A 26,680-nucleotide genomic window follows, 5' to 3' on the forward strand; every position below is an offset into this window, starting at 1 on the left:
GAGAACCCATGGCGGAGTTGACGATCTCACCAGACGAGATTAAGGGAGCGATCGAGCAGTACGTCTCGTCGTTCGAAGCCGAAGCGTCGCGTGACGAGGTCGGTATGATCACCGATACGTCGGACGGTATCGCTCACGTCAGCGGACTGCCCAGCGCAATGGCCAACGAGCTCCTCGAGTTCCCCGGCGGCGTCCTCGGCGTCGCGCTGAACCTCGACGAGGACGAGATCGGCGCCGTCATCCTGGGTGACTACGAGTCCCTGGAAGAAGGCCAGCAGGTCAGCCGTACCGGCAACGTGCTCTCCGTGCCCGTCGGCGACGCCTTCCTCGGCCGCGTGGTCGATCCCCTCGGCGCCCCGATCGACGGACAGGGCGACATCGAGGCCGAAGAGCAGCGCGTCCTGGAGCTGCAGGCCGCCTCGGTGCTCGAGCGCCAGCCCGTCGAGGAGTCCCTCGCCACCGGCATCAAGGCCATCGACGCCATGACCGCCATCGGCCGCGGACAGCGTCAGCTCGTCATCGGCGACCGCAAGACCGGCAAGACCGCCGTCTGCATCGACGCCATCCTGAACCAGAAGGCCAACTGGGAGACCGGCGACCCCACCAAGCAGGTCCGCTGCATCTACGTCGCGATCGGTCAGAAGGGTTCGACCATCGCCGGCGTCAAGTCCGCTCTCGAAGAGGCCGGCGCGATGGAGTACACCACCATCGTCGCGGCCCCGGCCTCGGACTCGGCCGGCTTCAAGTGGCTCGCCCCGTACACCGGTTCGGCCATCGGTCAGCACTGGATGTACCAGGGCAAGCACGTCCTCATCGTGTTCGACGACCTGACCAAGCAGGCCGAGGCCTACCGCGCCATCTCGCTGCTGCTGCGCCGCCCGCCGGGCCGCGAGGCATACCCGGGTGACGTCTTCTACTTGCACTCGCGCCTCCTGGAGCGTTGTGCGAAGCTCTCCGACGAGCTCGGCGGCGGCTCGATGACCGGTCTGCCGATCATCGAGACCAAGGCGAACGACGTCTCTGCGTTCATCCCGACCAACGTCATCTCGATCACCGACGGCCAGGTCTTCCTGGAGTCGGACCTGTTCAACAAGGGTGTCCGCCCCGCCATCAACGTCGGTACCTCGGTGTCGCGCGTCGGTGGTGCCGCACAGACCAAGGGCCTCAAGAAGGTCTCGGGTTCGCTGCGTCTGGAGCTGGCCCAGTTCCGCGAGCTGGAGGCCTTCTCGGCCTTCGCCTCCGACCTCGACGATGCGTCGAAGGCGCAGCTCGAGCGCGGTGCCCGCTGGGTCGAGATGCTCAAGCAGGACCAGTACAGCCCCTTCTCGGTCGAGGACCAGATCGTCTCGATCTACCTCTGCGGTGAGGGTCACTACGACTCGGTGCCGGTCGACGACGTGCGCAACTTCGAGACACAGCTGCTGAGCCACCTGCACCACAACGCGAAGGGTGTCTACGACTCGATCGCCGGCGGCAAGGCGCTCACCGACGACCAGGCCGAGGCCCTCGTCGCCGAGACCAACAAGTTCAAGAACGGCTACCTCACCCACGACGGCCGTCGCGTGGTCAACGAGGCCGAGGCGCAGGCAATGGATGCCGAGAACGTCGAGAACGAAGAGATCAAGATCCGCAAGTGATCTCAGACGTCAACGGACATTGCGATAAGGAAGGGGTGAGGGCTCATGGCCAGCATTCGTGAGCTGCGCTCACGCATCCGGTCGGTCCAGTCGACCAAGAAGATCACCAAGGCTCAGGAGCTGATCGCGACCTCGCGTATCACGAAGGCCCAGGGTCGCGTCGCGGCGGCGAAGCCGTACTCGGAAGAGATGACGACGGTGCTCTCCGAGCTCGCGAGCAACTCGGGCTACCTGGACAACCCGCTGCTGAACGAGCGTGAGAATCCCAAGCGTGCGGCGATCCTGGTGGTCACCAGCGATCGCGGTATGTGCGGTGGTTACAACGCCAACGTGCTCAAGGCGACCCGAGAGCTCATCGCGCTGCTGCGCGAGGAGGGCAAGGAAGCCGTGCTCTTCGTGATGGGTCGAAAGGGTGTGGGGTTCTTCAACTTCCGCGGCCTGACCGTCTCGGATTCGTGGACCGGCTTCTCGGAGGCCCCGAAGTACTCCGACGCCAGCACCGCGACGCAGTTCCTGGTGGATCTGTTCGTGGCCGGCTCGGGCACCGAGGTCGAGCGTCCGGGTGGCGACGGCGTCCTCGAGGGCGTCGACGAACTGCACCTGGTCTACACCCGGTTCCAGTCGATGCTGTCGCAGGTGCCGGAGGTTCGCCGGGTGGCGCCGCTGGTCGTGTCCGAGGACGACGATCCGTCCGACGACACCCCGTCCCGGAACTACACGTTCGAGCCGGGTGCGGATGCGCTGCTCGACGCGCTGCTGCCGAAGTACGTGGCAACGCGGGTATACGCGGCACTGCTGGATTCGGCCGCGTCGGAGTCGGCTGCTCGCCGTACCGCCATGAAGGCGGCGACCGACAACGCCGAGGAACTGGCCAAGACGCTGTCGCGTGAGGCCAACCAGCTCCGCCAGGCCCAGATCACCCAGGAAATCAGCGAGATCGTCGGTGGTTCGAGCGCACTGGCCACCTAGCCACCGCGCCCCCGAGTCCTGACGACGAGAACCAATACTTCGATCAAGAGGAAGTGACCCAAGCACCATGACCGCAGCAGTAGAAAACCCCTCCGCGCAGTCGGCGGGTTCCGCCGACGGGCGGGTCGTCCGCATCATCGGCCCCGTGGTCGACGTCGAGTTCCCCCGCGGCTCGATCCCTGAGCTGTTCAACGCCCTGCACGCCGAGGTCACCCTCTCCTCGGTTGCCAAGACCCTGACCCTCGAGGTCGCGCAGCACCTCGGCGACAACCTGGTGCGCACCATCTCGATGCAGCCCACCGACGGCCTGGTCCGCGGTGCGCCCGTCTCCGACACCGGCAAGTCGATCGTCGTGCCGGTCGGCGACGTCGTGAAGGGCCACGTTTTCAACGCCCTCGGCGACTGCCTCGACAGCCCCGGCCTGGGTCGTGATGGCGAGCAGTGGAGCATCCACCGCAAGCCTCCGGCCTTCGACGAGCTCGAGGGCAAGACCGAGATCCTCGAGACCGGTATCAAGGTCATCGACCTGCTGACCCCGTACGTCAAGGGCGGCAAGATCGGTCTGTTCGGTGGTGCGGGCGTCGGCAAGACCGTCCTCATCCAGGAGATGATCACGCGTATCGCGCGTGAGTTCTCCGGCACCTCGGTGTTCGCCGGCGTCGGCGAGCGCACCCGTGAGGGCACCGACCTCCACCTCGAGATGGAGGAGATGGGCGTTCTCCAGGACACCGCCTTGGTGTTCGGTCAGATGGACGAGCCGCCGGGCACGCGTATGCGCGTGGCGCTGTCGGCGCTGACCATGGCGGAGTACTTCCGCGATGTGAAGCACCAGGACGTGCTGCTGTTCATCGACAACATCTTCCGCTTCACGCAGGCGGGCTCGGAGGTCTCGACCCTCCTCGGCCGTATGCCGTCCGCGGTGGGTTACCAGCCGACCCTGGCCGACGAGATGGGCGAGCTCCAGGAGCGCATCACCTCGACCAAGGGCCGCTCGATCACCTCGCTGCAGGCGATCTACGTCCCCGCCGACGACTACACCGACCCGGCGCCGGCGACCACCTTCGCGCACCTCGATGCGACCACCGAGCTCTCGCGTCCGATCTCGCAGCTGGGTATCTACCCGGCCGTGGACCCGCTGACCTCGACCTCGCGAATCCTCGAGGCCTCGATCGTGGGCGACGAGCACTTCCGCGTCGCCAACGAGGTCAAGCGCATCCTGCAGAAGTACAAGGAGCTGCAGGACATCATCGCCATCCTCGGTATGGACGAGCTCTCCGAAGAGGACAAGGTCACGGTGCAGCGTGCTCGCCGTATCCAGAAGTTCCTCGGCCAGAACTTCCTCGTCGCCGAGAAGTTCACCGGTCAGAAGGGCTCGGTCGTCCCGCTCGCGGACACCATCGAGGCATTCGACCGTGTCGCCAAGGGCGAGTTCGACCACCTGCCCGAGCAGGCGTTCAACAGCTGCGGTGGACTCGACGACGTGGAGGCCGCCGCCGCCAAGATCGCCGGAAAGTAGCGGTAATCCATGGCTGAGAAGTCCTTCCACGTGGAGGTTGTCTCCGCGGATTCGAGCCTGTACTCGGGCGAGGCCACGTTCCTGATCGCGCAGACCACGGTCGGCGAGCTGGGCATCCTGGCCAACCACGAGCCGCTCCTGGGCCAGCTGGTCCCGGGTGGCTTCGTGGTGATCGTCGAGGAGAACGGCAATCGCCGCGCGGCCGCGGTCGAGGGCGGATTCCTGTCCGTCACCGGCGAGGCCGTCACAGTGCTCGCGGAGTCAGCCGACTGGGCCGACGACGTCGACGTCAACGCGGAGAAGACCGCACTCGAGCAGGCTGAGCCGGACTCCCCGGAGTACCACCGTGCTCACGCGCGTTTGACTGCGGCACAGCAGCTTTCGAAGTAGCACCCGCGCTCGCGCGACGGTCACCTCGGCCGGTCATCGGATATGCATCCGGTGACCGGCCGAGGTCGTTTCGCGCCCGATGTGCGTGATCTGGCATGCTGGATCCACAGCCCTTGTCCCGCTCGTCGGGTCATGCCGTCGATGATCGATCAGGATCTCCGACGGCGGACCGGACGTTTGCGGTGACCGCACAAAGGAGTAGGTGATGACGCTGCTGGTCGTATTGCTCAGTGTGCTGCTGGCGGTGGCCGTCATCGTCTGCGTTCTGCTCGCGGTGCGTCTGGCCCAGCTCCGACGCGTCGGCACCCCGATCCTGCTGCGCACCATCCCCGCAGAGGTAGATCACGGCTGGCGTCACGGCACGGTGCACTACAGCGACGACTCGCTGCGCTACTACCGGCTGGCCTCACTGCGTCCGGGCCCCAACGTCACCTTCGCCCGTCAGGGCATCGAGATCGCGGGCCGGCGACGCCCCGAGGGAACCGAGACGGAGATCCTCGACGGCATGGTGATCCTGCAGGTACAGACCACCGGCAAGACCCACACCATCGGCAAGGGTTCCGATGGTGCGGGCTCGGACGGCAAGGTCAAGGACGGTTACGAGCTCGCCATGGGCCCGGGCGCGGTCACCGCGTTCCAGTCCTGGCTGGAGTCCCGGCAGTCTGCACGGTCACAGCGGCGCAAGAGCGCCTGAGTCCGTCAGACGGGCGGGATCGTCCTGTCTCCGGGGCCTACCAGGTCTCGGACCTCTCAGCTGTCGGACGACTCCGGACGCTCCCGGTTGCCGCCCGGAACCCACTTCACGTCACCGAGGGTGCCGTCGGGAGCCCGGTTGGCCACCCGCGACAGGATGAACAGCAGGTCGGACAGGCGGTTGAGGTACTTCGCCGGAAGGACGCTCGTGTTGTCCGGATAGGCGGCCACCGCGGCCCACGCCGAACGTTCCGCGCGACGGGTCACCGTGCGGGCCTGATGCAGTAGTGCCGCCAACGGGGTTCCGCCCGGCAGGATGAACGAGTCCAACGGCGGAAGCTCGGAGCCGAAGTCGTCGCACCAGCGCTCGAGGGCGTCGATGTACTCCTGGGCGATCCGCAGCGGCGGGTACTCCGGGTTCTCGACGATCGGCGAGGACAGGTCGGCGCCGGCGTCGAACAGGTCGTTCTGCACGGTGGACAACACCGCGGCGATGTCGGCGGGTACGTCACCGCCGAGAGCCAACGCCATGCCGATCGCGCCGTTGGCTTCGTCACAGTCGGCATAGGCGACAACACGCGGATCGGTCTTGGGAACGCGCGAGAAGTCACTCAAACCGGTCGAACCGTCGTCGCCGGTGCGGGTGTAGATCCTCGTCAGATGAACGGCCATGCGTTGAATGTACTGCGTGCGATGAGCGCCGGACGGCGGCGGATAAGGTGGCATGCGTGAGCGATCGGTTTCTGGTGACGGGCGGGGCACGTCTGTCCGGTGAGGTGTCGGTGGGTGGCGCCAAGAACAGCGTGCTGAAGCTGATGGCGGCGGCGTTGCTGGCCGAGGGGACGACGGTGCTGACCAACGCGCCCGAGATCGCCGACGTGCCGTTGATGGCCGACGTCCTGCGCGGTCTGGGTGCCGTCGTGGAGATGGACGGCGACACCGTCTCGATCACGGCCCCGGCCGAACCGAAGTTCCATGCCGATTTCGCGGCCGTCCGCCAGTTCCGCGCCTCGGTGTGCGTCCTCGGACCGCTGATGGCCCGGTGCCATCGGGCTGTCGTGGCCCTCCCGGGCGGCGACGCGATCGGGTCGCGGCCCCTGGACATGCATCAGGCGGGTCTGCGCGCGCTGGGCGCGACCAGCTCGATCGAGCACGGCTGCGTGGTGGCCGAGGCCGACGCACTCGTCGGCGCGCCGATCGCGCTCGAGTTCCCGTCGGTGGGTGCCACCGAGAACATTCTGATGGCGGCGGTCCTGGCCGAGGGCCAGACGACCATCGACAACGCCGCACGCGAGCCGGAGATCGTCGATCTCTGCGTGATGTTGCAGCAGATGGGTGCGCAGATCGAGGGAGCAGGCACCTCGACGCTGACCGTGAACGGCGTCGACCGCCTGCATCCCGCTACCCACCGGGTGGTGGGGGACCGCATCGTCGGTGCCACGTGGGGGATCGCCGCCGCGATGACGCGCGGTGACGTGACCGTCCGGGGTGTGCAGCCCGAGCATCTGCAGCTCGTGCTGAACAAGCTCGTCGACACCGGCGCCCGCGTCGACACCTTCGACGACGGCTTCCGGGTGCGTCACGACAACCGGCCGGTCGCGGTCAACGTCTCGACGCTGCCGTTCCCCGGTTTCCCCACCGACCTGCAGCCGATGGCGATCGGCCTCGCCGCCATCTCCGAGGGCATGTCCGTCATCACCGAGAACGTCTTCGAGGCCCGGTTCCGCTTCGTCGAGGAGATGGTCCGCCTCGGGGCAGACGCACGCACCGACGGCCACCACGCGGTCATCCGCGGTATCGAGAAGCTCTCGAGCGCGCCCGTCTGGTGTTCGGACATCCGCGCCGGCGCCGGTCTGGTGCTCGCCGGCCTCGTTGCCGACGGCGTCACCGAGGTGCACGACGTCGAACACATCGACCGCGGCTACCCGCACTTCGTCGAGATCCTCCGCAGTCTCGGCGGCGAGATCGAGCGCGTCTCCGACTGACCCGTGGGTGCCGACCTGTCCGATCGGACAGGTGGTACCCCCGTCCCGATGGGCCGACCCTGTCCGCCAAGGGTCAGGACCCCTTGTGGCCGTTGTGATCTGAGCGACATTCTCGTTGTGACAGACCCAACCGTCACAAGGAGTTCACCCCCATGGCCATTGAGCTGAACCAGATCTGGGATTTCCCGATCAAGGAGTTCCACCCGTTCCCGAAGGCGAAGCTGGGCGTCGGTGCGCACGACATGCTCGGTGTCGAGGCCAAGGAACTGGGTATGACCCGTGCCCTGCTGATGACAACCGGCCTCCGCGGTTCCGGCATCATCGAGGAACTGATCGGCAAGATCGAGTACCAGGGCGTCGACGTGGTCCTCTACGACCAGGTGGAGTCCAACCCCAAGGACTACAACGTCATGGACGCCGCCGCGCTGTACCAGTCGGAGAAGTGCGACGGCATCATCTCGGTCGGCGGTGGTTCGAGCCACGACGCCGCCAAGGGCGCCCGCATGGTGATCGCCCACGACGGCCGCAACATCAACGAGTTCGAGGGCTTCTCGAAGGCCACCAACAAGGAGAACCCGAAGCACATCGCGGTCTCGACCACCGCGGGCACCGGCTCGGAGACCTCCTGGGCCTACGTCATCACCGACACCTCGGACATGAACAACCCGCACAAGTGGGTCGCTTTCGACGACACCTGTCTCGTCGATCTCGCGATGGACGACCCGCTGCTGTACTACCCCTGCCCGGAGCATTTCACCGCGTTCTGCGGGTTCGACGTCCTCGCCCACGCCAGTGAGCCGTACGTCTCGCGGCTGGACTTCGCGCCGTCGCTCGGCAACGCGAAGTACTCGATCGAACTGATCGCCAAGCACCTGCGGACCGCGGTCTACGATCCGCGCAACCTCGAGGCGCGCACGGGAATGATGCACGCGCAGTACATCTCGGCGCAGGCGTTCAACTCCGGCGGTCTCGGCCTGGTGCACAGCCTGTCCCATGCGGTGAGCGCCTTCTACGACAGCCACCACGGCCTCAACAACGCCATCGCGCTGCCCCGCGTGTGGGAGTACAACCTGCCCTCCCGCTTCGAGCGCTACGCCGAGATCGCCGCACTTCTCGGCGTCGACACCTCCAAGATGACCACCGTGCAGGCCGCCGACGCCGCGGTCGAGGAGGCCATCCGCCTGTCGAAGGACCTCGGCATCCCGGACAACTTCGGACAGCTGTCGACCAACAGCTACGACAAGAACCGGATGAACACCGGCAAGTACGAGGGTCGCGGCGAGGGCATCGACACCTCGGAGAAGCAGATCCGCGCCATCGCCGAGCACATGATGGGCGACTGGTGCACCCCGGGCAACCCCCGCGAGAGCACCGTCGAATCGCTGATCCCCATGGTCACGCACGCCTTCACCGGCAGCTACTGATCACGCCCAGGGCGTCGAGAGCCACCACGACGCCCGTGGCGGAGCCGTGCCCCGGGAAGGGAGATCCCTCCCGGGGCAAGAGGTTCCGTCCCACCCCGTCGATCCGACGAAGGAAGGTCTGGCGACCCGATGACGCACACCTCCACCGGTCTGGCCCGTCTTGCAGATGCCGACGAGACCGCTCGCTTCGCCTCCGCAGAGGAACTGACCGCCGCCCTGGGCGAGCAGGGATACCTCATCGGAACCGAGCTGGCGGTCGTCGTGCACCTGGCGACACTGCTCGACCGTCCGCTGCTCCTCGAGGGGCCGGCCGGTGTCGGCAAGACCGAACTCGCCAAGGCGCTGGCCGCGGCCTCGGGGCGCGAGCTCATCCGTCTGCAGTGCTACGAGGGACTCGACGACTCGCGCGCCCTCTACGAGTGGGACTACGCCCGCCAGCTGCTCCACGTGCAGATGCTGCGCGATCGCATCAGCGCCGAGTTGGCCGCGGAGACAAGCCTTTCGGCGGCATCGGCAGCCCTGGCGCGGACGGAGGTCGGCGTGTACACCGAGGACTTCCTGGTGGCCCGGCCGCTGCTGGCCGCGATCACCTCGACCACCCCCACCGTGCTCCTCGTCGACGAGATCGATCGCACGGACGAGGCGATGGAGGCGGTCATGCTCGAGGTGCTCGCCGAACGCCAGGTGTCGGTCCCCGAACTCGGCACGTTCACCGCGCGGTCGTCGCCGTGGGTGATCCTGACCTCCAACGACACCCGGGAACTCTCCCCGGCCCTCAAGCGCAGGTGCCTGCACTTCCAGGTCGGCTATCCGGACCCGGAGACCGAGCGCGCCATCGTGGCGGTGCGCGCGCCCGACATCGAGGAGGAAGTCATCGGCGAGGTCGTGGACCTCGCCCGCCGACTCCGCGATCTGCCGCTGCGCAAGAGCCCCTCGATCGCCGAGGTCATCGACGCCGCGCGGGCGGCGTCGTACCTCAAGACCACCGGAAACCGCCCGCAGGTCGGTTCCGAACCCGCTCCGGCCGACGCCGCGTTGCTCTCGTTGCTGGTCAAGTTCGGCACCGACCTCGACCTCGCCCGTCGTGTGCTGTCACCGGCCGCCGCCGATACCGCCGCGGCGAGGACCGGGGAGGTCGGGGAGGCCCGGGGCACCACGCCGCAGGGCTCGGTCACGGCGCGGGCGTTCGGTGCGGGGCGGGCACGCAGCGCCGGGGTACACGCGGGCCGATGACCGTGCTCACGCCGCCGAAGGAGAACGTGCGCCGCGACGAGATCCTCGACCTGCTCGCGGTCCTGTTCGGGCAGGCGCTCCGCGGTGCCGGGGTCGCGGCGTCGCCCGCGGAGGTGATCGAGATCCGCCGGACGCTGGCCATCGTCGGGGCCGGCGACCTCGACGTGCTGCGCGCGTCCCTGCGCAGCGTCTCGGTCAAATACGGTTACGAGACAGAGGGTTTCGAGCACGCCTTCGATGTCTTCTTCCTCGACGCCGGGTCCGGGCCAGGTCGGGAGGCGGATCTGCCCCGGCCGCGTGGTGCCGCCGCGGACCTGCCCGACGACGTCGTCTGGGACGAGGAGTTCGAAGGGGCGGCCCGCCGCATCGGCGCCGACGAGCACACCGAGGAGATCGGTGATCTGATGGCCCCCGATCCCGGCGCCGGTGAGCGGCACGGGGAGAGTGCACATCGCGAGGAGAACGACTTCACCGTCTCGGCGGGCGCCGAGCAACTGGGCGTCGACCCGGACAGCGGTTCGGTGAGCGGGGGAGTGACGTACACCGTCGAGATCGACTCCGCCGATTCGGCGACCGTGGGTGAACTCGTCGGTGCCGCCGCCCGGGTGGAGTCCACCCCGCTGGGTCTGACCGGCGCCGCCGCGATCCTGGCCGCGCTCGACGCCTACGACCCGCGCAGCGCGTACGGCACCGACGGGAACGCCGATCTCGACGACGCGCGCCGCGTCGAACTCGAGCGGGCGCTGGCGGCGTTCGTCGATGCGTTCACCGCACGCCTCGAGGCGGCCGGGATCGTCGTGGGCGACGCACTCGGTCAGTCCGCACCGGTGCGCACCGAGCAGGCCGACATCGACCGCGCGTGCCACCGGCTCGTCCAGCGCATGCGCGGTGCACCGCGTCGGGTGATCCGTCCCGGTGACCGCGGGACCCTCGACATCCGCGCCACGATGCGCGCCGCGGTGGCGACCGACGGGGTGCCGGCCGAACTGTGGCGCCGGCGTCCGCGGCGCGGTCCGGTGCGCCTCCTGGTCCTGGTCGACGTCTCGCTGTCGGTCCGGCCGGTCACCGGTTTCACCCTGCGGCTCGCCCAGACCCTGCACGGTTTCGGCGACCGTTGCGAGGTCGTCGCCTTCGTCGATCGTCCCGTACGCGTCACCACGGCGCTCCGGGCGGCGTCCGCCGATGCCGCACTGGCCGCGGTGCTCGCCGCCGACGGCCTCGACCTGGCCGCGACGAGTGACTACGGACAGATGTTCGCCGGGTTGCTGGGCGAGTTCGGCGACCTCGTCACGCCGCGTACCTCGGTGCTCGTCGTCGGCGACGCGCGCAGCAACGGATTCGACGCGCGCACCGACCTCGTCGCCGAGATCGGTCGACGCGCGCACCGCCTTGCCTGGGTGACCCCGGAACCGTCGCGCTACTGGTCCCAGACGGGCTGCGCGATGGCCGACTACGCCGAACACTGCAGCGGCGTGGTCAGCGTGCGGGACGGCGCCGAGATGCTTGCGCGCTGTGATGAACTTGGTGCAGCGCTGAGGTGACGTGAGTAGCGTCGAATGTGCCGGTGGCGCACAACCACATCATCGGCCCGCGGTGATCGGAGGACAACGGATGCAGGGTGGCACGCGCCGACGCAGCGCCGGTCATGTCGCCAAGTTCCACGCCCCCGAGATCGTGCTCGGACCGGGCGCATTCGGCGAGGTACCGCTCGCGACGTCGGGCCTCGGGATGCGCCGTCCGCTGGTGGTGAGCGACCGCGGTCTGGAAGGCACCCCCTGGTACGCACGGCTGATGTCGGGGCTGGCCGACGCCGGACTTCACGCGACCGCCTTCGTCGACGTGTCGCCCAACCCGCGCGCCGGTGAGGTCACCGCCGCGTTCCTCGCGTACAACTCGCACGACGCGGACGGGCTCGTGGCGCTCGGCGGCGGATCGGTCATCGACGCCGCCAAAGGGGTCGCGGTGCTCGCCTCCAACGGCGGCCACATCCTGGAGTACGAGGGGATCGATCGCGCCCACCGGCCGTTGCCCCCGCTCGTCGCGGTCCCGACGACCGCGGGCAGCGGCGCCGACGTCTCGCAGTTCTGCATCATCAACGACGCGGAACGCCGCACCAAGGTCACCATCATCGGCCGGTCGCTGGTGCCCGACCTGTCGGTGAGCGATCCGGAACTGCTCACCACGGTGCCGGCCGAGGTCACCGCACAGGTCGGTATGGATGTGCTGACCCACTGTGTCGAGGCGTACGTCTCGCTCGCGCACGGGCACATGACCGATTCGCTTGCGCTGGAATCCATCCGCGGCGTCTGGACGCACCTCGAACGACTCGTCGACGATCCGCTCGACAAGGTCGCGGCCGAGGAGATGTCGCTGGCGTCGCTGCGGGCGGGGATGGCGTTCACCAACGCGATCCTCGGCGCGACCCATGCGATGAGCCACCCGGTCGGCGGGCACTGCGATGCGCCCCACGGAGCGATCAACGCGGTGCTGTTGCCGCACGTCATCCGGTACAACGCGGAGGTGTGCGCCGACGGCTTCGTCGACCTCGCCGAGGCGATCGGACTGCCCACGGACGGGAACGCACGCATGGTCGCCGATCGCCTGGCGGACGCCGTCGCGCGACTGGGGTCCCGGGTCGGGATGCCGGAGTCGTTGGAGCCGTTGGGGGTTCGGGCCGGAGATCTCGACCGTCTCACCACGCACGCTCTCGCGGACTCGTGCATGACCACGAACCCGCGCCGACCACAGGCGCCTGGGATCCGCGATCTGTATGCGGCGGCCCTGTGATGGCCGGCGCCGCGCGGCCCGACCCCGAGCGGGAACCCGCCCGATCCGACCTCGAAAGCCTCGTCGGCCTTCGCAGCGTCAAGGGCAGCCACTACGCCCAATACCGCGGGGTCGAGGCCCGGCTGAGTCGGGTGGTCGGTGCGCTGGAACGGATCTCGCGGGCGCTGGTGCGCACCGCCGAAGGACCCGAGGCGCTGGTGATCGCGGTGGTCGAGGCGGCGCGCGATCATCTGGGCGCCGAGTGGGTGGTCTTCGGCCTCGCCGACGGTCGGCTCGAGCGATCCGCGCCACGCCACCTGATCAGCTCGGGCAGCGGCCGGCTCTACGCCTTCGAAGGATCGGCGACGGCCTCGCCGCCCGACGGTCTGCCCGACGAGGTGCTCAACCGGCTCAACGACATCCTGCGCGGCCACGAACCGCTGCTGCACGGTCCGATCCTGTCCGAGGACCACGTGCACGTGCCGGTCGAGCTCGACGGCAACGTCGTCGGCGGCCTGTCCGCGTGGGCGCCGTCCGGCCGGGTCGTCGACCCGACCGACGTCGTTGTCCTCCGGATTCTGGCCAGTCAGGCGATCGTCGCCCTGCTCAACGCCGAACTGTTCTCCGAGACACACCGCCACGCAGCGGAACTGGCCGAACGGAACGACGAGCTCGAACGCACGCAACGTGAACTGTCCGCCGCGATGCGCGCCACGGTCCTCAACGAGGAGCGGTCACGGATCGCCCGCGAGCTGCACGATTCGGTGACCCAGTCGGTGCTGTCCGCAGGCGTGCAGATCGAGCTGTGTCGCGACCTGGTCGACGGCGCCGCACTCGAGCGCTTGCAGATGGCCGGCCGGCTCACGAAAGAAGCGGTCGAGCAGCTGCGGACGTTCATCTACACGCTCAACAACGCCGCGAGCGTGCCGTCACCGAGCGTCCACGAGGTCCTCACCGAACTGTGCTCCATGCACATGCCGCCGGACCTCACCACCGCGGTCCGCATCCGGGGCCGCTCCCGCGAACTGTCCGACGACGTCCAGCATGCGTTGCTCCGGATCGCGGGGGAAGCGTTGTTCAACGCGGCGATCCACGCGCGCGCCACCGAGGTCACGGTGACGCTCACCTACGCGCCGGACCAGGTATCGCTGTCGGTCGACGACGACGGGGTCGGCGACCCCGACCACCTCCGGCGCGTCCTGCGGACCGCCTCGCTCGGCGACCTCGCCGCCGGACGTCATCGCGGTCTGGCGAACATGGCCTCGCGCGCGGCCGAGCTCGACGGGGAGATCCGGATTCGCCGGTCACGAGCGGGTGGCATCCGGCTGACCGCGATCCTGCCGACGGCTGCGGGGCCGGCAACAGCATCCGATCCCGGAAACACGACCAGGGAGTTCTCGTGAGCACCGACAAGACGACCGGGGATGCGACGAGCAGGGGAAAGCAGGTCAGGCCCATCCGGACCCTGCTCGTCGACGATCACGCCCTGCTCCGGGAAGGGATGCGCTCGCTCCTCGAGCGGGAGGACGTCGTCGAGGTGGTCGGGGAGGCCGGTTCGCACGACGCCGCGCTCGCCGAGGTGAACGCATGCCGCCCGGACGTCGTGGTCGTGGACCTCAAGCTGTCCGCGGGCACCGAGTACGAGGGGCTGCGCCTGATCAAGGACATCTCCCAGCGTCACCCGGAGGTCGCGGCACTCGTGCTCACGACGTTCCTCGACGACGACCTGGTCGTTCGCGCGGTCCGCGCCGGTGCCCGGGGGTACGTGGTCAAGGACGTCGACACCACCGAACTCGTGCGCGCGATCCAGGCGGTGTCCACCGGTGGCAGCGCATTTGATCCGCGCAGTGCCGCGGTGGTGTTGCGAACGGTGTCGGGGGAGGCGGAGACCACCGAGACGCTCAGCGACCGGGAGCGCGAGGTCTTGCGGTTGCTCGCGGATGGCATGTCCAACAAGCGGATCGGGGAGACGCTCTACATCTCCGAGTCGACCGTGAAGTTCCACATCCGCAACATCATCCGCAAGCTCGGTGTCAGCAAGCGCACCGATGCGGTCTACATCGCCAGCAAGCGCGGTCTCATCTGACCGGCGGCCCTCAGGGGGTGAGGATCAGCCAACCGCCGTGGTCGACGAACACGTGGGCCCCGGAGTGCGCGACGCTGCCGGCCCAGATGTGCAGGTCCGTCTCGGTCAGCCGGAGACGATGCCCGAAGTGTGGGCTGGGCTCCTCCTCGAAGGGGACCGCCACGATCACGCGTCGCCTCGCCACCCGCAGTGCCTCCGACAGCGCCGCCTCCACGCCGGGGGCGTCGAGATGCTCCAGAAGATGGATGAGCGAGACCGTGTCCACGGAGTCGTCGTCGTAGGGGAGAGCGGTCGCGTCGCCGACGGCCGAGTGGACCGGCAGTCCGAGTCGCCGCGATGCGCACGAGAGCAGAGAGACCGCGCCGGGCGAGATGTCGCAGGCCGACACGTCGAACCCGTCCATCGCGCAGGCCAGCGCGAAGAATCCGAAGCACGAACCGACCTCGAGCACCGACGAACCGGTGAGGAGTGAGTGTGCCCGCCGGTGTACCGGTGCGAACGCCGAAGTGCCGTAGCGGAGTTCACGGAGCGAGTTGTCGTAGAACGCCGACCACGCATCTGCGGAGGTTCCCGCCGTTGTCCGGATGATGCCCACCGCAGCGGATTCGAACTGCTCTTGTCCCGACAGGACACCGGGGTCGACCAGTGACACCAGCCCGTCGACGACAACAGAGTCGGAGATCGTCTCCTCGTCGAAGGGATGCGCGATCTGGAGGATGCCGGCCACCCGGCGCCACGACAGGAGGCCGCAGCGGGCGAAACCCCTGGGGACAAGCGCAGATCGAAGGACCTGCGGCCCGCGGTCGCGAACGTCAGATGAGTCGAGAAGCGCAGCCCGGACGGTCGTCGACTGATCGATGGTGGTCATGTATCGACCGTAGGAACATCCTGACCTGCGCATAACTGACCGAGCGGGGACGGGCGCCTGTCCGAAAGGATGGTTCTGCGGCGCACGTCACACCGGCAGGTTTGTCGAAAATGTACGCAGGGCAGACGGTTTCGGCGCTCCTCTGTGGACCGTGACCTGCGGCGATGTCCGACCCGGCAGGTCGCCACCTGGCGATTTGACCCAGGCGAGACGGTTGCGTAACTTTCTTCGAGTCAGCGCGCCACGGCGCCGCCCCGGGAGACCTGAGAGGGTCTCGAGACGGGGAGTGGAGACCGGGCCTCGCGCAGACCGCCCCCGAACGTCGACTGTGAGACCTGATGTCTCGCAGACGATGTGCGGGGTTGCCAGATCCCTGTGAGTCGCAAATCCTCGGGTTTGCAGCACGGAGTTTGGTTCTGGTAGGCTGGAAGAGTTGCCCCGGAGACGGGGTGGCGGTGAACGTCAGAACGAAGTCCGCTGGTGAAAGCCCTTGTGGGGGTGAGTATTTGGTGGGTGTGTGTTCTTTGAGAACTCGATAGTGTGATGATGAATTGTCTGATGCCATTTTGGCATCGTGCATTCTTTATGGATGTAGATGTTTGTTTTTTTGTGTGGCGCTCGGCTTTGTCTGGGTGTCACATGTTTTGCTAGTTTTGGATTGGTCAGGTTTTGCTTTCCTGATTGTGTTGAAACGCTGGCGCCTTGTGGGTGTTGGTTTTGTTTCGCTATTTTTTCATGGAGAGTTTGATCCTGGCTCAGGACGAACGCTGGCGGCGTGCTTAACACATGCAAGTCGAACGGAAAGGCCCAGCTTGCTGGGTACTCGAGTGGCGAACGGGTGAGTAACACGTGGGTGATCTGCCCTGAACTTTGGGATAAGCCTGGGAAACTGGGTCTAATACCGGATATGACCTTGGAGTGCATGCTCTGGGGTGGAAAGCTTTTGCGGTTCAGGATGGGCCCGCGGCCTATCAGCTTGTTGGTGGGGTAATGGCCTACCAAGGCGACGACGGGTAGCCGACCTGAGAGGGTGATCGGCCACACTGGGACTGAGACACGGCCCAGACTCCTACGGGAGGCAGCAGTGGGGAATATTGCACAATGGGCGCAAGCCTGATGCAGCGACGCCGCGTGAGGGATGACGGCCTTCGGGTTGTAAACCTCTTTCACCAGGGACGAAGCGCAAGTGACGGTACCTGGAGAAGAAGCACCGGCCAACTACGTGCCAGCAGCCGCGGTAATACGTAGGGTGCGAGCGTTGTCCGGAATTACTGGGCGTAAAGAGCTCGTAGGCGGTTTGTCGCGTCGTCTGTGAAATTCTGCAACTCAATTGTAGGCGTGCAGGCGATACGGGCAGACTTGAGTACTACAGGGGAGACTGGAATTCCTGGTGTAGCGGTGAAATGCGCAGATATCAGGAGGAACACCGGTGGCGAAGGCGGGTCTCTGGGTAGTAACTGACGCTGAGGAGCGAAAGCGTGGGTAGCGAACAGGATTAGATACCCTGGTAGTCCGCGCCGTAAACGGTGGGTACTAGGTGTGGGGCTCATTTCACGAGTTCCGTGCCGTAGCTAACGCATTAAGTACCCCGCCTGGGGAGTACGGCCGCAAGGCTAAAACTCAAAGGAATTGACGGGGGCCCGCACAAGCGGCGGAGCATGTGGATTAATTCGATGCAACGCGAAGAACCTTACCTGGGTTTGACATACACCAGACGCATGTAGAGATACATGTTCCCTTGTGGTTGGTGTACAGGTGGTGCATGGCTGTCGTCAGCTCGTGTCGTGAGATGTTGGGTTAAGTCCCGCAACGAGCGCAACCCTTGTCCTGTATTGCCAGCGGGTTATGCCGGGGACTTGCAGGAGACTGCCGGGGTCAACTCGGAGGAAGGTGGGGATGACGTCAAGTCATCATGCCCCTTATGTCCAGGGCTTCACACATGCTACAATGGCTGGTACAGAGGGCTGCGATACCGTGAGGTGGAGCGAATCCCTTAAAGCCAGTCTCAGTTCGGATTGGGGTCTGCAACTCGACCCCATGAAGTCGGAGTCGCTAGTAATCGCAGATCAGCAACGCTGCGGTGAATACGTTCCCGGGCCTTGTACACACCGCCCGTCACGTCATGAAAGTCGGTAACACCCGAAGCCGGTGGCCTAACCCCTTGTGGGAGGGAGCTGTCGAAGGTGGGATCGGCGATTGGGACGAAGTCGTAACAAGGTAGCCGTACCGGAAGGTGCGGCTGGATCACCTCCTTTCTAAGGAGCACACAACATCACCCATTTCTGCCGGCGTATGTCTGTGCGGTGGGTGTGTGTTCGAGGGTGAAACATCAGACAGCCCTGTTCGATGTTCTGTCACAGGACGGAATGTTGGGGGTACCGCTTTGGCTGTGAGGCCGGCGGGTTCACGTCACACTATCGGGGTTCTGAGAGAACACGCGGCATGCCTTCGGGTGTGTGTCGGGTTGTCTCTGACCTAGCTGTTCGGTCAATCATGCTGGTGAGGTGTCCTGTGATGGGGCGCGGAGGTGTGGGCGGTCAGACGGTGTGTGTTGTTTGAGAAGTGCATAGTGGATGCGAGCATCTTTATTTCAAATCAACGTTGACGTTGGTCTGTGATTTAGCAGAAATTTGTTTGTTTTGTGATGTCTACATTCGATCCTCGTTCTTTTGGGGTGGGGGTGGTTTGTAGGTGTTGTTGTAAGTGTGTAAGGGCGTTCGGTGGATGCCTTGGTACCAGGAGCCGATGAAGGACGTGGTAGGCCGCGATAGTCCTCGGGGAGTTGTCAAACGAGCTGTGATCCGAGGGTGTCCGAATGGGGAAACCCAGCACGAGTGATGTCGTGTTACCCACCTCTGAATGTATAGGGGGTGTGGAGGGAACGTGGGGAAGTGAAACATCTCAGTACCCATAGGAAGAGAAAACAAAAGTGATTCCGTGAGTAGTGGCGAGCGAAAGCGGATGAGGCTAAACCATGCGCATGTGATACCGGGTAGGGGTTGTGTGTGTGGTGTTGTGGGGTTCATCTTCTTCCATCTACCTGTGGAAGCGTGAGTCAGAAAATCGTGTGTTAGGTGAAGTGGCCTGGAATGGTCTGCCGTAGACGGTGAGAGTCCGGTAGCTGAAAACACATGGTCTTGCGTGATGGGTGCCCAAGTAGCAGCGGGCTCGTGGAATCTGCTGTGAATCTGCCGGGACCACCCGGTAAGCCTGAATACTTCCTGGTGACCGATAGCGGACAAGTACCGTGAGGGAAAGGTGAAAAGTACCCCGGGAGGGGAGTGAAATAGTACCTGAAACCGGACGCTTACAATCCGTCAAAGCCTGTGCCTCTTCGGAGGGTGGGTGATGGCGTGCCTTTTGAAGAATGAGCCTGCGAGTTAGTGCTCGGTGGCGAGGTTAACCCGTGTGGGGTAGCCGTAGCGAAAGCGAGTCTGAATAGGGCGTTTGAGTCGCCGGGTCTAGACCCGAAGCGGAGTGATCTACCCATGGCCAGGGTGAAGCGACGGTAAGACGTCGTGGAGGCCCGAACCCACTTCAGTTGAAAATGGAGGGGATGAGTTGTGGGTAGGGGTGAAAGGCCAATCAAACTCCGTGATAGCTGGTTCTCCCCGAAATGCATTTAGGTGCAGCGTCACATGTTTCTTACCGGAGGTAGAGCTACTGGATGGCCGATGGGCCCCACAGGGTTACTGACGTCAGCCAAACTCCGAATGCCGGTAAGTGAGAGTGTGGCAGTGAGACTGCGGGCGATAAGGTTCGTAGTCGAGAGGGAAACAGCCCAGATCGCCGGCTAAGGCCCCTAAGCGTGTACTAAGTGGAAAAGGATGTGGGGTCGCGAAGACAACCAGGAGGTTGGCTTAGAAGCAGCCACCCTTGAAAGAGTGCGTAATAGCTCACTGGTCAAGTGATCCTGCGCCGACAATGTAGCGGGGCTCAAGTACACCGCCGAAGCCGCGGCACTCACACGTTAGCCCGTTGATGTTCTACGGAGTGTCAACCAGGTGTGTGGGTGGGTAGGGGAGCGTCCTGCATCCGTGGAAGCCACAGAGTGATCTAGTGGTGGAGGGTGTGGGAGTGAGAATGCAGGCATGAGTAGCGAAAGAAGAGTGAGAAACTCTTCCGCCGAATGACCAAGGGTTCCTGGGCCAGGCTAATCCGCCCAGGGTGAGTCGGGACCTAAGGCGAGGCCGACAGGCGTAGTCGATGGACAACGGGTTGATATTCCCGTACCCGTGTATCCGCGCCCATGCTGAATCAGTTGTACTAACCATCCAGATCCCCCAGGAGCACCTTCGGGTGCCAGGTTGGGGTGATGCATGGGACCTTGGCTGGTAGTAGGCAAGCGATGGGGTGACGCAGGAAGGTAGTGGGGCCAGTCAGTGGTTGTACTGGTGTAAGCCTGTAGGGCGTGTTCTAGGCAAATCCGGAACACATCAAGCCTGAGAGGTGATGCGTAGCCGTTGCGGCGAATTCCATGATCCTATGCTGCCGAGAAAAGCCTCTAGTGAGTTGGTACACGGCCCGTACCCCAAACCAACACAGGTGGTCAGGTAGAGAATACTAAGGCGATCGAGAGAACTGTGGTTAAGGAACTCGGCAAAATGCCCCCGTAACTTCGGGAGAAGGGGGACCCAGACCGGTGACGGGATTTACTCTCTGAGCGGGTGTGGGTCGCAGAGACCAGAGAGAAGCGACTGTTTACTAAAAACACAGGTCCGTGCGAAGTCGTAAGACGATGTATACGGACTGACGCCTGCCCGGTGCTGGAAGGTTAAGAGGACCGGTTAGTCACCTTTGGGTGGCGAAGCTGAGAATTTAAGCCCCAGTAAACGGCGGTGGTAACTATAACCATCCTAAGGTAGCGAAATTCCTTGTCGGGTAAGTTCCGACCTGCACGAATGGCGTAACGACTTCTCTGCTGTCTCAACCACAGACTCGGCGAAATTGCAGTACGAGTAAAGATGCTCGTTACGCGCGGCAGGACGAAAAGACCCCGGGACCTTCACTATAGCTTGGTATTGGTGTTCGGTTCGGTTTGTGTAGGATAGGTGGGAGACTGTGAAGTGGGCACGCCAGTGTTCATGGAGTCGTTGTTGAAATACCACTCTGATCGTATTGGACTTCTAACCTCGGACCCTGATCGGGTTCAGGGACAGTGCCTGGTGGGTAGTTTAACTGGGGCGGTTGCCTCCTAAAAAGTAACGGAGGCGCCCAAAGGTTCCCTCAGCCTGGTTGGCAATCAGGTGTTGAGTGTAAGTGCACAAGGGAGCTTGACTGTGAGACGTACATGTCGAGCAGGGACGAAAGTCGGGACTAGTGATCCGGCACCGGCAAGTGGAAGCGGTGTCGCTCAACGGATAAAAGGTACCCCGGGGATAACAGGCTGATCTTCCCCAAGAGTCCATATCGACGGGATGGTTTGGCACCTCGATGTCGGCTCGTCGCATCCTGGGGCTGGAGTAGGTCCCAAGGGTTGGGCTGTTCGCCCATTAAAGCGGCACGCGAGCTGGGTTTAGAACGTCGTGAGACAGTTCGGTCTCTATCCGCCGCGCGCGTAAGAAACTTGAGGAAACCTGTCCCTAGTACGAGAGGACCGGGACGGACGAACCTCTGGTGTGCCAGTTGTCCCGCCAGGGGCACTGCTGGTTAGCTACGTTCGGAAGGGATAACCGCTGAAAGCATCTAAGCGGGAAGCCTGTTCCAAGATGAGGTTTCTCACCCCCTTTTGCGGGGTTAAGGCCCCCTACAGACCATGGGGTTGATAGGCCAGAACTGTACGCACAGCAATGTGTTCAGGTGACTGGTACTAATCGGCCGAGGACTTACCAACAACACCCACAACATCACCAAACAACATGTTTTGGTGTGTTCGCATCCACTATGCATCTTCTGAGACAACACACAACAAACAAACAAACCGTTGTGGATTGTTTCATAAAGTTACGGCGGCCATAGCGGAGGGGAAACGCCCGGCCCCATTCCGAACCCGGAAGCTAAGCCCTCCAGCGCCAATGGTACTGCACCTTAATCAGTGTGGGAGAGTAGGACACCGCCGAACACAACATCCCATTGTGGCCCTACACGAGTAATCGTGTAGGGCCACAATGCATTCCACACCTATCCCGGCCCACCAGCGGTAGAAACACTACGCCGACAACCCGTACCACTCCCACACCATCCCGGTGCCGGCGGCAGAATCAGTGGGTGCTCTTCGGCACCACGATGATCGGGACCGAAACAGCTCGGAGTATCTTCGCGGCGGTGGTCCCCAGGAACAACGTGTTCGGGGCGGCCAGCCGGCTCGAACCGACCATCACCAGATCGCCGTCGTGCCACTCGAGTGACTCCACCGCTTCCTCGATGGTGGAGCCCTGTGCGACCGTCGACGTCACCGGGAAGTCCTCCGGCAGTTGGGTTCTCGCCTCATCAAGGGCCCGCTGGGCGTGTGCTCGGGCAGATTCGACAGCGGTGTCCTCAGGGACGTTCCGCCAGGGCTGCATGTCGTCGATTGCGAGAATCGACACCAGCCGGATAGGCCGATGTGCGCGGATGCCACTGCGGATCGCGGTTTCGAACAACAGTGGCGCACCCGGACGGTCGCCGATGGTCACCGTGATCTCGCGTACCTCGTCGGCGCCGAGATGTGCGAAGCCGGGCGGCGCGAGGGCCACCGGGATCGGTGATGAGTGCAGGATGTCGTTCACGACGGTCCCCAGAGTGTGCCGGCCGCGGATGCCACCGCCGGCTCCGCCGATGACGAGGATGTCGGAATCGGTGCGTCGGGCCTCGATGATCAGCCCCTCGGCGGGGTTGGCGTGTTCGGCGATCGTCGTCGTGGTCTCGATGTCGTCGGGCAGGCGGGCGGCCGCCTCGTCGAGCCAGCGACGAGCGGCGCTGTCGAGGGCATCGGAGAGTCTCTCCACCGCGTCGTCGGCCCCGGCCGGCTCGGGTGGGATGACGATGCAGATCTCGAGCTCGGCGTCGAAGGTGCGTGCCAGGCACGCACCCAGGGCCACCGCGTCCTCGCCCCCGGAAGTGGCGATGTATGCGACGAGCAGCTTCATCAGTGCTCCCAACCTTCTCCTCGGGGCGAACACACTCAGGCACCAGCCTAGTCACGTCTGTGCCGGATCCACGGCTGTTGTGTGCCCCGTCGCGTCACCCGCCGCGTCGGCTACCCGATCACCGCTGGACACGCTTAGATTGCCCCATGGAATCCCTTGTCGACGGCTACCTGCGCCACATCATGGACGAAGTCCGGGGCGACCGGTCGGGCGACGTCGCCGACTACATCCCGGAACTGGCCGTCGTCGATCCCGAGGGCTTCGGATTGTCGCTGTGCGTCCACGACGGATACATGTACTCGCATGGGCACTCCACCGAGACCTTCACCATCCAGTCCGTGTCCAAGCCGCTGACCTACGCGATGGCACTGCGCAAGCACGGTGTGGCCGCGGTCGACGCCAGGATCGGCGTCGAACCGTCCGGTGAGGCGTTCAACGAGATCAGCGTCGACGACCGGCGTCGTCCGAAGAACCCCATGATCAACGCCGGTGCCATCTTCGCGGCGTCCATGCTCCTGCCCGCCTCGCGCGACGTGAGTCGCGACGACGTCGACGCGGCCTTCGCCGAGATCGTCGAGTTCTATTCGGGTTGTGCGGGCGGGCGCCTCACCATGGACGAGGAGGTGTACGCCTCCGAATCCGCGACCGGATCGCGCAACCGGGCGATTGCCTACATGCTCGACAGCTTCGGCGCATTCGACACCGATCCGGACGCCGCGATCGACCTGTACTACCGCCAGTGTTCGATCCGGGTGACGACCGACGACCTGGCCGGTATCGGTGCGACCATCGCCAACGGCGGCCTGAACCCACGCACGGGCCGCGTGGTCTTCTCCTCCGAGATCGCGCAGCGTCTGCTCAGCGTGATGACCACCTGCGGGATGTACGACGGGGCGGGGGACTGGGTCACCTCGGTCGGACTGCCGGCCAAGAGCGGCGTCGGCGGCGGAATCCTCGCCGTCCTCCCCGGACAGCTGGGCATCGGCGTCTACTCGCCGCGACTCGACGAACACGGCAACAGCGTTCGCGGCGTCGAGACCTGCCGGCACCTGTCGAAGGACCTCGGGCTACACATGTTCAACGTGACCCGCGAGAGTCGGGTGACGATCCGCGCGGTCCACGACCTCGCCGACACCCCGGTGAGTGCCGAATGGAGTGAACGTGAGCGCAGCTATCTCCGGACCTGCCGCGACAAAATCCGTGTCTACGAGCTCCAGGGCGATCTGACGTTCGCCGGAGCCGAGAGCGTGCAACGACGCCTCGAGGCCGACCTCGACGACTACACGGTGGTCATCGTCGAGATATCGCGTATCGGTGTCATCGACGCGGTCGCCCGGACAATGGTTCTCAGCATCAAGCGGTTGCTCGACGACAGCGGACGCCGGGCAGCACTCGTCGATCCTGATGGTGTGGTGCGGGCCAGTGTGATCCGCCATCGAGCCGACGGTACCGCGCCCGATCTCGACGCGCCGGCAGACCTCAAGGGCTTCGATCCGGCGCTGCCGCACGTGCACGCCACGATGGAGGATGCCGTCATCGACGCGGAGACGTTCATGCTCAAGCACTACTACGACCAGTGAGTCCGGACGCTCCTCAGGGATCACACGAGCCCCGGCGCGGGGGCGTGAGAACGGTGCAGCCGATGCCCTAGGGTGGGCTCGTGCGTCTCGTCATCGCGGAGTGTCAGGTCGATTACGTCGGGCGGCTGACCGCCCATCTGCCCATGGCCAAGCGACTGCTCCTGGTCAAGTCGGACGGCTCGGTGAGCGTGCATGCCGACGACCGCGCCTACAAGCCTCTGAACTGGATGAGCCCGCCGTGCTGGCTCACCGAAGCCGCCGTGCCCGAGGGCACCGAGGCGGAGGCCTACTGGGTCGTCACCAACAAGGCCGGCGAGGAACTGCGCATCACCATCGCCTCGATCGAGCACGACTCGCAGCATGAACTCGGCATCGACCCAGGTCTGGTCAAGGACGGTGTCGAGGCGCATCTGCAGGAACTGCTCGCCGAACACGTGGAGACCCTCGGGCCCGGCCACACCCTCATCCGCCGCGAGTACATGACGGCGATCGGGCCGGTCGACCTGCTCTGCCGCGACGCCACGGGCGCCACCGTCGCCGTGGAGATCAAACGGCGCGGGGAGATCGACGGAGTCGAGCAGCTCACGCGCTACCTGGAACTGCTCAACCGCGACACCACACTGGCCCCGGTGGCAGGCGTCTTCGCCGCGCAGCAGATCAAGCCGCAGGCCCGGACCCTCGCCGAAGACCGTGGAATCCGTTGCGTGGTGCTGGATTACGAAGCGCTGCGTGGTGCGGAGAGCACGGAGTTCCGGCTCTTCTGAGCCGGACGCCGAGTCCTGACCCGTAGAACGCCGCTCAGGCGTTGGCGCGGGCCTCCGGCGACAACTTGCGATTGAGCAGCTCGAGATCGTCGGTGTCGGAGAGCACGTCGTACTCGGAGTCCTCCGGCTGCGCCAGCAACTCGGGCAGTTCGGCGAGCTTGTCGCGGAGCTGACCCAGGTTGGCCGCGATCTCCTGACGCGCGCGATCGGCAGCCTGAGCCATCTCACGGGACCGGTTGAGACGTTCGCCGGCGATGTCGAGCGCGGTCTGCCGGATGTGGCTCGCCTCGTCGAGGGCACGCTCGCGCTGGTCGGCGAGTTCGGCGTCCTGACGTTCGCGTTCGGCGGCGCGTTCGCGGGCGCTGACCGCCTCGAGCTCGGCGACCTCCGCCTTCGCCTTGTCGACGATGCGACGGGCCTCGTCGTTGGCCGCCTTCATCGTCTTGGTGTGCTCGGCCTCCATCGCCGCGGTGCGTTCGGCGATGAGACGTGCCGACTCGGACTCGTTGGCCGCGGCGGTCTCCTTGACCTGACGGGCGCGGGCCGACGCCTCGTCGACGAGCTTCTTCGCCGCCGTCTGCGCCTCGCTGCGGATCCGCTCGGCCTCGGCGGCCGCCTCGGAGCGCATGTCGGCGGCTTCCTGGCGTGCGATGGAGAGAGTCTCGGCGGCTTCGGCGGAGGCCTCGGCACGCATCTCCGACGCCTCGTCGGACGCGAGCTGGAGCATCCGCGAGAGGCGCTCGCTCATTCCTTGAGCGGTGGTGGGCGGCACCGAGAGCTTGTCGATCTCGCGGCGGAGTTCGGCGATCTCGTCGCGCGCCTCTTCGAGATGAGAGGCGAGCTCGTGGGCGTTGGCGGTGGCGGCGTCGCGATCGGCGGCGAGAACCCGCAACTCGGCATCGAGTCGCTGGAGATGGTCGGCGACCTGCTCACGGTCATAACCGCGCATCACGATCGCGAAGGGCAATTGCCGTGCGGGACCTGGCATGCGGGCCAGTGTATCCGAGACGCCCGGAGCTCGAAGCTCGGTCGAGCGACGTAGGACCGCGGTGTCGGCGTTATCGGCGACGAGGCCCCCGGCGGCGGCGCGTGGGCGACCACTCGGGTGTCCACGCGCCGGCACCGGCGTTCGCACCGGAGTGCCGGCCGGGTGCGAACGGAGGGGATTTTATCAAGCGCCCGAACGGTTTTCGGTTCGGGCAGAGCGGTCCGAGATCAGTGTGCGGCGTCGGCGGCCGGCTCGACGAGCTCGAGGAGGACGCCACCCGCATCCTTGGGATGGACGAAGTTGATGCGCGAGTTCGCGGTGCCTCGTTTCGCGGCGGGGTAGAGGACGCGGACGCCGGCCTCGGTGAGGCGGGTCATGACGGCGTCGACGTCGGTCACGCGTACCGCGAGCTGCTGCAGTCCGGGGCCGTTGCGACCGATGAACTTCGCGATCGTCGACTCCTCGTTCAGTGGCGCGAGAAGCTGGATGACGGCGCCACCGCCGGCGGGGCCGACCATGGCCTCCTCGACACCCTGCTCGGCATTGGTCTCCTGATGGAGCGTCTCGAAGCCGAGATGTGTCGCATACCACTCTTTGGCGGCGTCCAGGTCCGGAACGGCGATACCGACGTGGTCGATCGCGACGACCAGGTCGGAGATCAGGGCGGTCGCGCCGGCAGAAGTGCTGGGGTCAGATGCAGAGGTGCTCATGTCA

General features: G+C 65.3%; 19 protein-coding genes and 3 rRNA genes. 17 read left to right on the plus strand and 5 right to left on the minus strand.

What is annotated here, in order from left to right; translation table 11 throughout:
• The first annotated feature begins 8 nt into the window (after positions 1 to 8).
• The 5 genes from atpA (at position 9) to GKZ92_RS09025 (ending at position 5,206) form a co-directional block, all read left to right on the plus strand.
• Positions 9 to 1,637, plus strand: coding sequence for a F0F1 ATP synthase subunit alpha (atpA, locus tag GKZ92_RS09005; RefSeq protein ID WP_035750779.1), 1,629 nt, complete (start codon positions 9 to 11; stop codon positions 1,635 to 1,637).
• Between the two features lie 45 nt (positions 1,638 to 1,682).
• Positions 1,683 to 2,606, plus strand: a complete 924-nt coding sequence (locus GKZ92_RS09010) for a F0F1 ATP synthase subunit gamma (RefSeq protein WP_005194832.1) — start codon at positions 1,683 to 1,685, stop codon at positions 2,604 to 2,606.
• Between the two features lie 67 nt (positions 2,607 to 2,673).
• Entirely contained in the window at positions 2,674 to 4,122 is a 1,449-nt protein-coding gene (gene atpD / locus GKZ92_RS09015) for a F0F1 ATP synthase subunit beta (protein ID WP_006360527.1), read from the plus strand.
• A 9-nt stretch (positions 4,123 to 4,131) separates the two neighbouring features.
• A complete protein-coding gene (locus GKZ92_RS09020; protein ID WP_006360528.1) occupies positions 4,132 to 4,512 on the plus strand; it encodes a F0F1 ATP synthase subunit epsilon in 381 nt (126 codons plus the stop codon).
• 205 nt (positions 4,513 to 4,717) lie between these two features.
• A complete protein-coding gene (locus GKZ92_RS09025; RefSeq protein WP_155225203.1) occupies positions 4,718 to 5,206 on the plus strand; it encodes a DUF2550 domain-containing protein in 489 nt (162 codons plus the stop codon).
• 56 nt (positions 5,207 to 5,262) lie between these two features.
• Here GKZ92_RS09025 and GKZ92_RS09030 read toward each other — a convergent pair whose 3' ends face one another.
• On the minus strand, positions 5,263 to 5,877 hold the full coding sequence (locus GKZ92_RS09030) for a cob(I)yrinic acid a,c-diamide adenosyltransferase (protein WP_127963329.1): 615 nt from the start codon (positions 5,875 to 5,877) through the stop codon (positions 5,263 to 5,265).
• A gap of 56 nt (positions 5,878 to 5,933) precedes the next feature.
• Between GKZ92_RS09030 and murA the strand changes: the two genes are divergently transcribed.
• The 7 genes from murA to GKZ92_RS09065 all read left to right on the plus strand — a co-directional run bounded on the left by murA (position 5,934) and on the right by GKZ92_RS09065 (position 14,699).
• Positions 5,934 to 7,190, plus strand: a complete 1,257-nt coding sequence (murA, locus tag GKZ92_RS09035) for a UDP-N-acetylglucosamine 1-carboxyvinyltransferase (protein ID WP_040004357.1) — start codon at positions 5,934 to 5,936, stop codon at positions 7,188 to 7,190.
• Between the two features lie 152 nt (positions 7,191 to 7,342).
• Positions 7,343 to 8,614 (plus strand): NDMA-dependent methanol dehydrogenase, encoded by a 1,272-nt coding sequence (gene mdo, locus GKZ92_RS09040; protein WP_006360532.1) that lies wholly within the window; start codon positions 7,343 to 7,345, stop codon positions 8,612 to 8,614.
• Positions 8,615 to 8,743: 129 nt separating this feature from the next.
• Positions 8,744 to 9,847, plus strand: a complete 1,104-nt coding sequence (locus GKZ92_RS09045) for a MadB family AAA-type ATPase (RefSeq protein WP_006360533.1) — start codon at positions 8,744 to 8,746, stop codon at positions 9,845 to 9,847.
• Positions 9,844 to 11,388, plus strand: a complete 1,545-nt coding sequence (gene madC, locus GKZ92_RS09050) for a MadC family VWA domain-containing protein (protein ID WP_075862883.1) — start codon at positions 9,844 to 9,846, stop codon at positions 11,386 to 11,388. The genes GKZ92_RS09045 and madC overlap by 4 nt, the downstream gene beginning before the upstream one ends.
• A gap of 70 nt (positions 11,389 to 11,458) precedes the next feature.
• A complete protein-coding gene (locus GKZ92_RS09055; RefSeq protein WP_006360535.1) occupies positions 11,459 to 12,634 on the plus strand; it encodes an iron-containing alcohol dehydrogenase in 1,176 nt (391 codons plus the stop codon).
• Positions 12,634 to 14,016, plus strand: coding sequence for a MadS family sensor histidine kinase (locus GKZ92_RS09060; protein WP_006360536.1), 1,383 nt, complete (start codon positions 12,634 to 12,636; stop codon positions 14,014 to 14,016). The genes GKZ92_RS09055 and GKZ92_RS09060 overlap by 1 nt, the downstream gene beginning before the upstream one ends.
• Positions 14,013 to 14,699, plus strand: coding sequence for a MadR family response regulator transcription factor (locus GKZ92_RS09065; RefSeq protein ID WP_006360537.1), 687 nt, complete (start codon positions 14,013 to 14,015; stop codon positions 14,697 to 14,699). Before GKZ92_RS09060 ends, GKZ92_RS09065 begins: the two co-directional genes overlap by 4 nt.
• Positions 14,700 to 14,709: 10 nt before the next feature.
• Here the strand turns inward: GKZ92_RS09065 and mftM are convergent, their stop codons facing one another.
• Entirely contained in the window at positions 14,710 to 15,567 is an 858-nt protein-coding gene (mftM, locus tag GKZ92_RS09070; RefSeq protein WP_075862884.1) for a mycofactocin oligosaccharide methyltransferase MftM, read from the minus strand.
• Between the two features lie 732 nt (positions 15,568 to 16,299).
• Here mftM and GKZ92_RS09075 point away from each other — a divergent pair.
• The 3 genes from GKZ92_RS09075 to rrf all read left to right on the plus strand — a co-directional run bounded on the left by GKZ92_RS09075 (position 16,300) and on the right by rrf (position 21,628).
• Positions 16,300 to 17,822: ribosomal RNA gene (locus GKZ92_RS09075) — 16S ribosomal RNA — on the plus strand.
• A gap of 442 nt (positions 17,823 to 18,264) precedes the next feature.
• A 23S ribosomal RNA gene (locus GKZ92_RS09080) occupies positions 18,265 to 21,400 on the plus strand.
• A gap of 111 nt (positions 21,401 to 21,511) precedes the next feature.
• Positions 21,512 to 21,628, plus strand: a 5S ribosomal RNA gene (rrf, locus tag GKZ92_RS09085).
• Together the 16S, 23S and 5S rRNA genes form the textbook arrangement of a ribosomal RNA operon.
• Before the next feature lie 139 nt (positions 21,629 to 21,767).
• On the opposite strand, the gene GKZ92_RS09090 is transcribed toward rrf, so the two are convergent.
• Entirely contained in the window at positions 21,768 to 22,634 is an 867-nt protein-coding gene (locus GKZ92_RS09090; RefSeq protein WP_006359595.1) for a universal stress protein, read from the minus strand.
• Between the two features lie 146 nt (positions 22,635 to 22,780).
• Between GKZ92_RS09090 and glsA the strand changes: the two genes are divergently transcribed.
• Both glsA and nucS read left to right on the plus strand, forming a co-directional pair.
• Positions 22,781 to 24,214 (plus strand): glutaminase A, encoded by a 1,434-nt coding sequence (glsA, locus tag GKZ92_RS09095; RefSeq protein WP_155225204.1) that lies wholly within the window; start codon positions 22,781 to 22,783, stop codon positions 24,212 to 24,214.
• 80 nt (positions 24,215 to 24,294) lie between these two features.
• Positions 24,295 to 24,978, plus strand: a complete 684-nt coding sequence (gene nucS / locus GKZ92_RS09100) for an endonuclease NucS (protein WP_006359593.1) — start codon at positions 24,295 to 24,297, stop codon at positions 24,976 to 24,978.
• 34 nt (positions 24,979 to 25,012) lie between these two features.
• Here nucS and GKZ92_RS09105 read toward each other — a convergent pair whose 3' ends face one another.
• A complete protein-coding gene (locus GKZ92_RS09105; RefSeq protein ID WP_155225205.1) occupies positions 25,013 to 25,966 on the minus strand; it encodes a hypothetical protein in 954 nt (317 codons plus the stop codon).
• 227 nt (positions 25,967 to 26,193) lie between these two features.
• Positions 26,194 to 26,676 carry a methylmalonyl-CoA epimerase gene (mce, locus tag GKZ92_RS09110; protein WP_006359591.1) on the minus strand — a complete coding sequence of 161 codons (483 nt, stop codon included), beginning with the start codon at positions 26,674 to 26,676 and terminating at the stop codon, positions 26,194 to 26,196.
• Positions 26,677 to 26,680 lie beyond the last annotated feature (4 nt).

This window comes from Gordonia sp. 135 (assembly GCF_009720185.1).
GTDB lineage: Bacteria > Actinomycetota > Actinomycetes > Mycobacteriales > Mycobacteriaceae > Gordonia > Gordonia alkanivorans.

Excerpts from the sequence above, each read along its gene's own strand:
- GKZ92_RS09045 (WP_006360533.1), top strand. The coding sequence starts at position 8,744 with ATGACGCACACCTCCACCGGTCTGGCCCGTCTTGCAGATGCCGACGAG.
- atpA (WP_035750779.1), top strand. The coding sequence starts at position 9 with ATGGCGGAGTTGACGATCTCACCAGACGAGATTAAGGGAGCGATCGAG.
- GKZ92_RS09055 (WP_006360535.1), top strand. The coding sequence starts at position 11,459 with ATGCAGGGTGGCACGCGCCGACGCAGCGCCGGTCATGTCGCCAAGTTC.
- GKZ92_RS09090 (WP_006359595.1), bottom strand. The coding sequence starts at position 22,634 with ATGAAGCTGCTCGTCGCATACATCGCCACTTCCGGGGGCGAGGACGCG.
- GKZ92_RS09020 (WP_006360528.1), top strand. The coding sequence starts at position 4,132 with ATGGCTGAGAAGTCCTTCCACGTGGAGGTTGTCTCCGCGGATTCGAGC.
- mce (WP_006359591.1), bottom strand. The coding sequence starts at position 26,676 with ATGAGCACCTCTGCATCTGACCCCAGCACTTCTGCCGGCGCGACCGCC.
- GKZ92_RS09105 (WP_155225205.1), bottom strand. The coding sequence starts at position 25,966 with ATGCCAGGTCCCGCACGGCAATTGCCCTTCGCGATCGTGATGCGCGGT.
- GKZ92_RS09010 (WP_005194832.1), top strand. The coding sequence starts at position 1,683 with ATGGCCAGCATTCGTGAGCTGCGCTCACGCATCCGGTCGGTCCAGTCG.
- atpD (WP_006360527.1), top strand. The coding sequence starts at position 2,674 with ATGACCGCAGCAGTAGAAAACCCCTCCGCGCAGTCGGCGGGTTCCGCC.
- madC (WP_075862883.1), top strand. The coding sequence starts at position 9,844 with ATGACCGTGCTCACGCCGCCGAAGGAGAACGTGCGCCGCGACGAGATC.
- GKZ92_RS09030 (WP_127963329.1), bottom strand. The coding sequence starts at position 5,877 with ATGGCCGTTCATCTGACGAGGATCTACACCCGCACCGGCGACGACGGT.
- mftM (WP_075862884.1), bottom strand. The coding sequence starts at position 15,567 with ATGACCACCATCGATCAGTCGACGACCGTCCGGGCTGCGCTTCTCGAC.
- GKZ92_RS09060 (WP_006360536.1), top strand. The coding sequence starts at position 12,634 with ATGGCCGGCGCCGCGCGGCCCGACCCCGAGCGGGAACCCGCCCGATCC.
- mdo (WP_006360532.1), top strand. The coding sequence starts at position 7,343 with ATGGCCATTGAGCTGAACCAGATCTGGGATTTCCCGATCAAGGAGTTC.
- glsA (WP_155225204.1), top strand. The coding sequence starts at position 22,781 with ATGGAATCCCTTGTCGACGGCTACCTGCGCCACATCATGGACGAAGTC.
- GKZ92_RS09025 (WP_155225203.1), top strand. The coding sequence starts at position 4,718 with ATGACGCTGCTGGTCGTATTGCTCAGTGTGCTGCTGGCGGTGGCCGTC.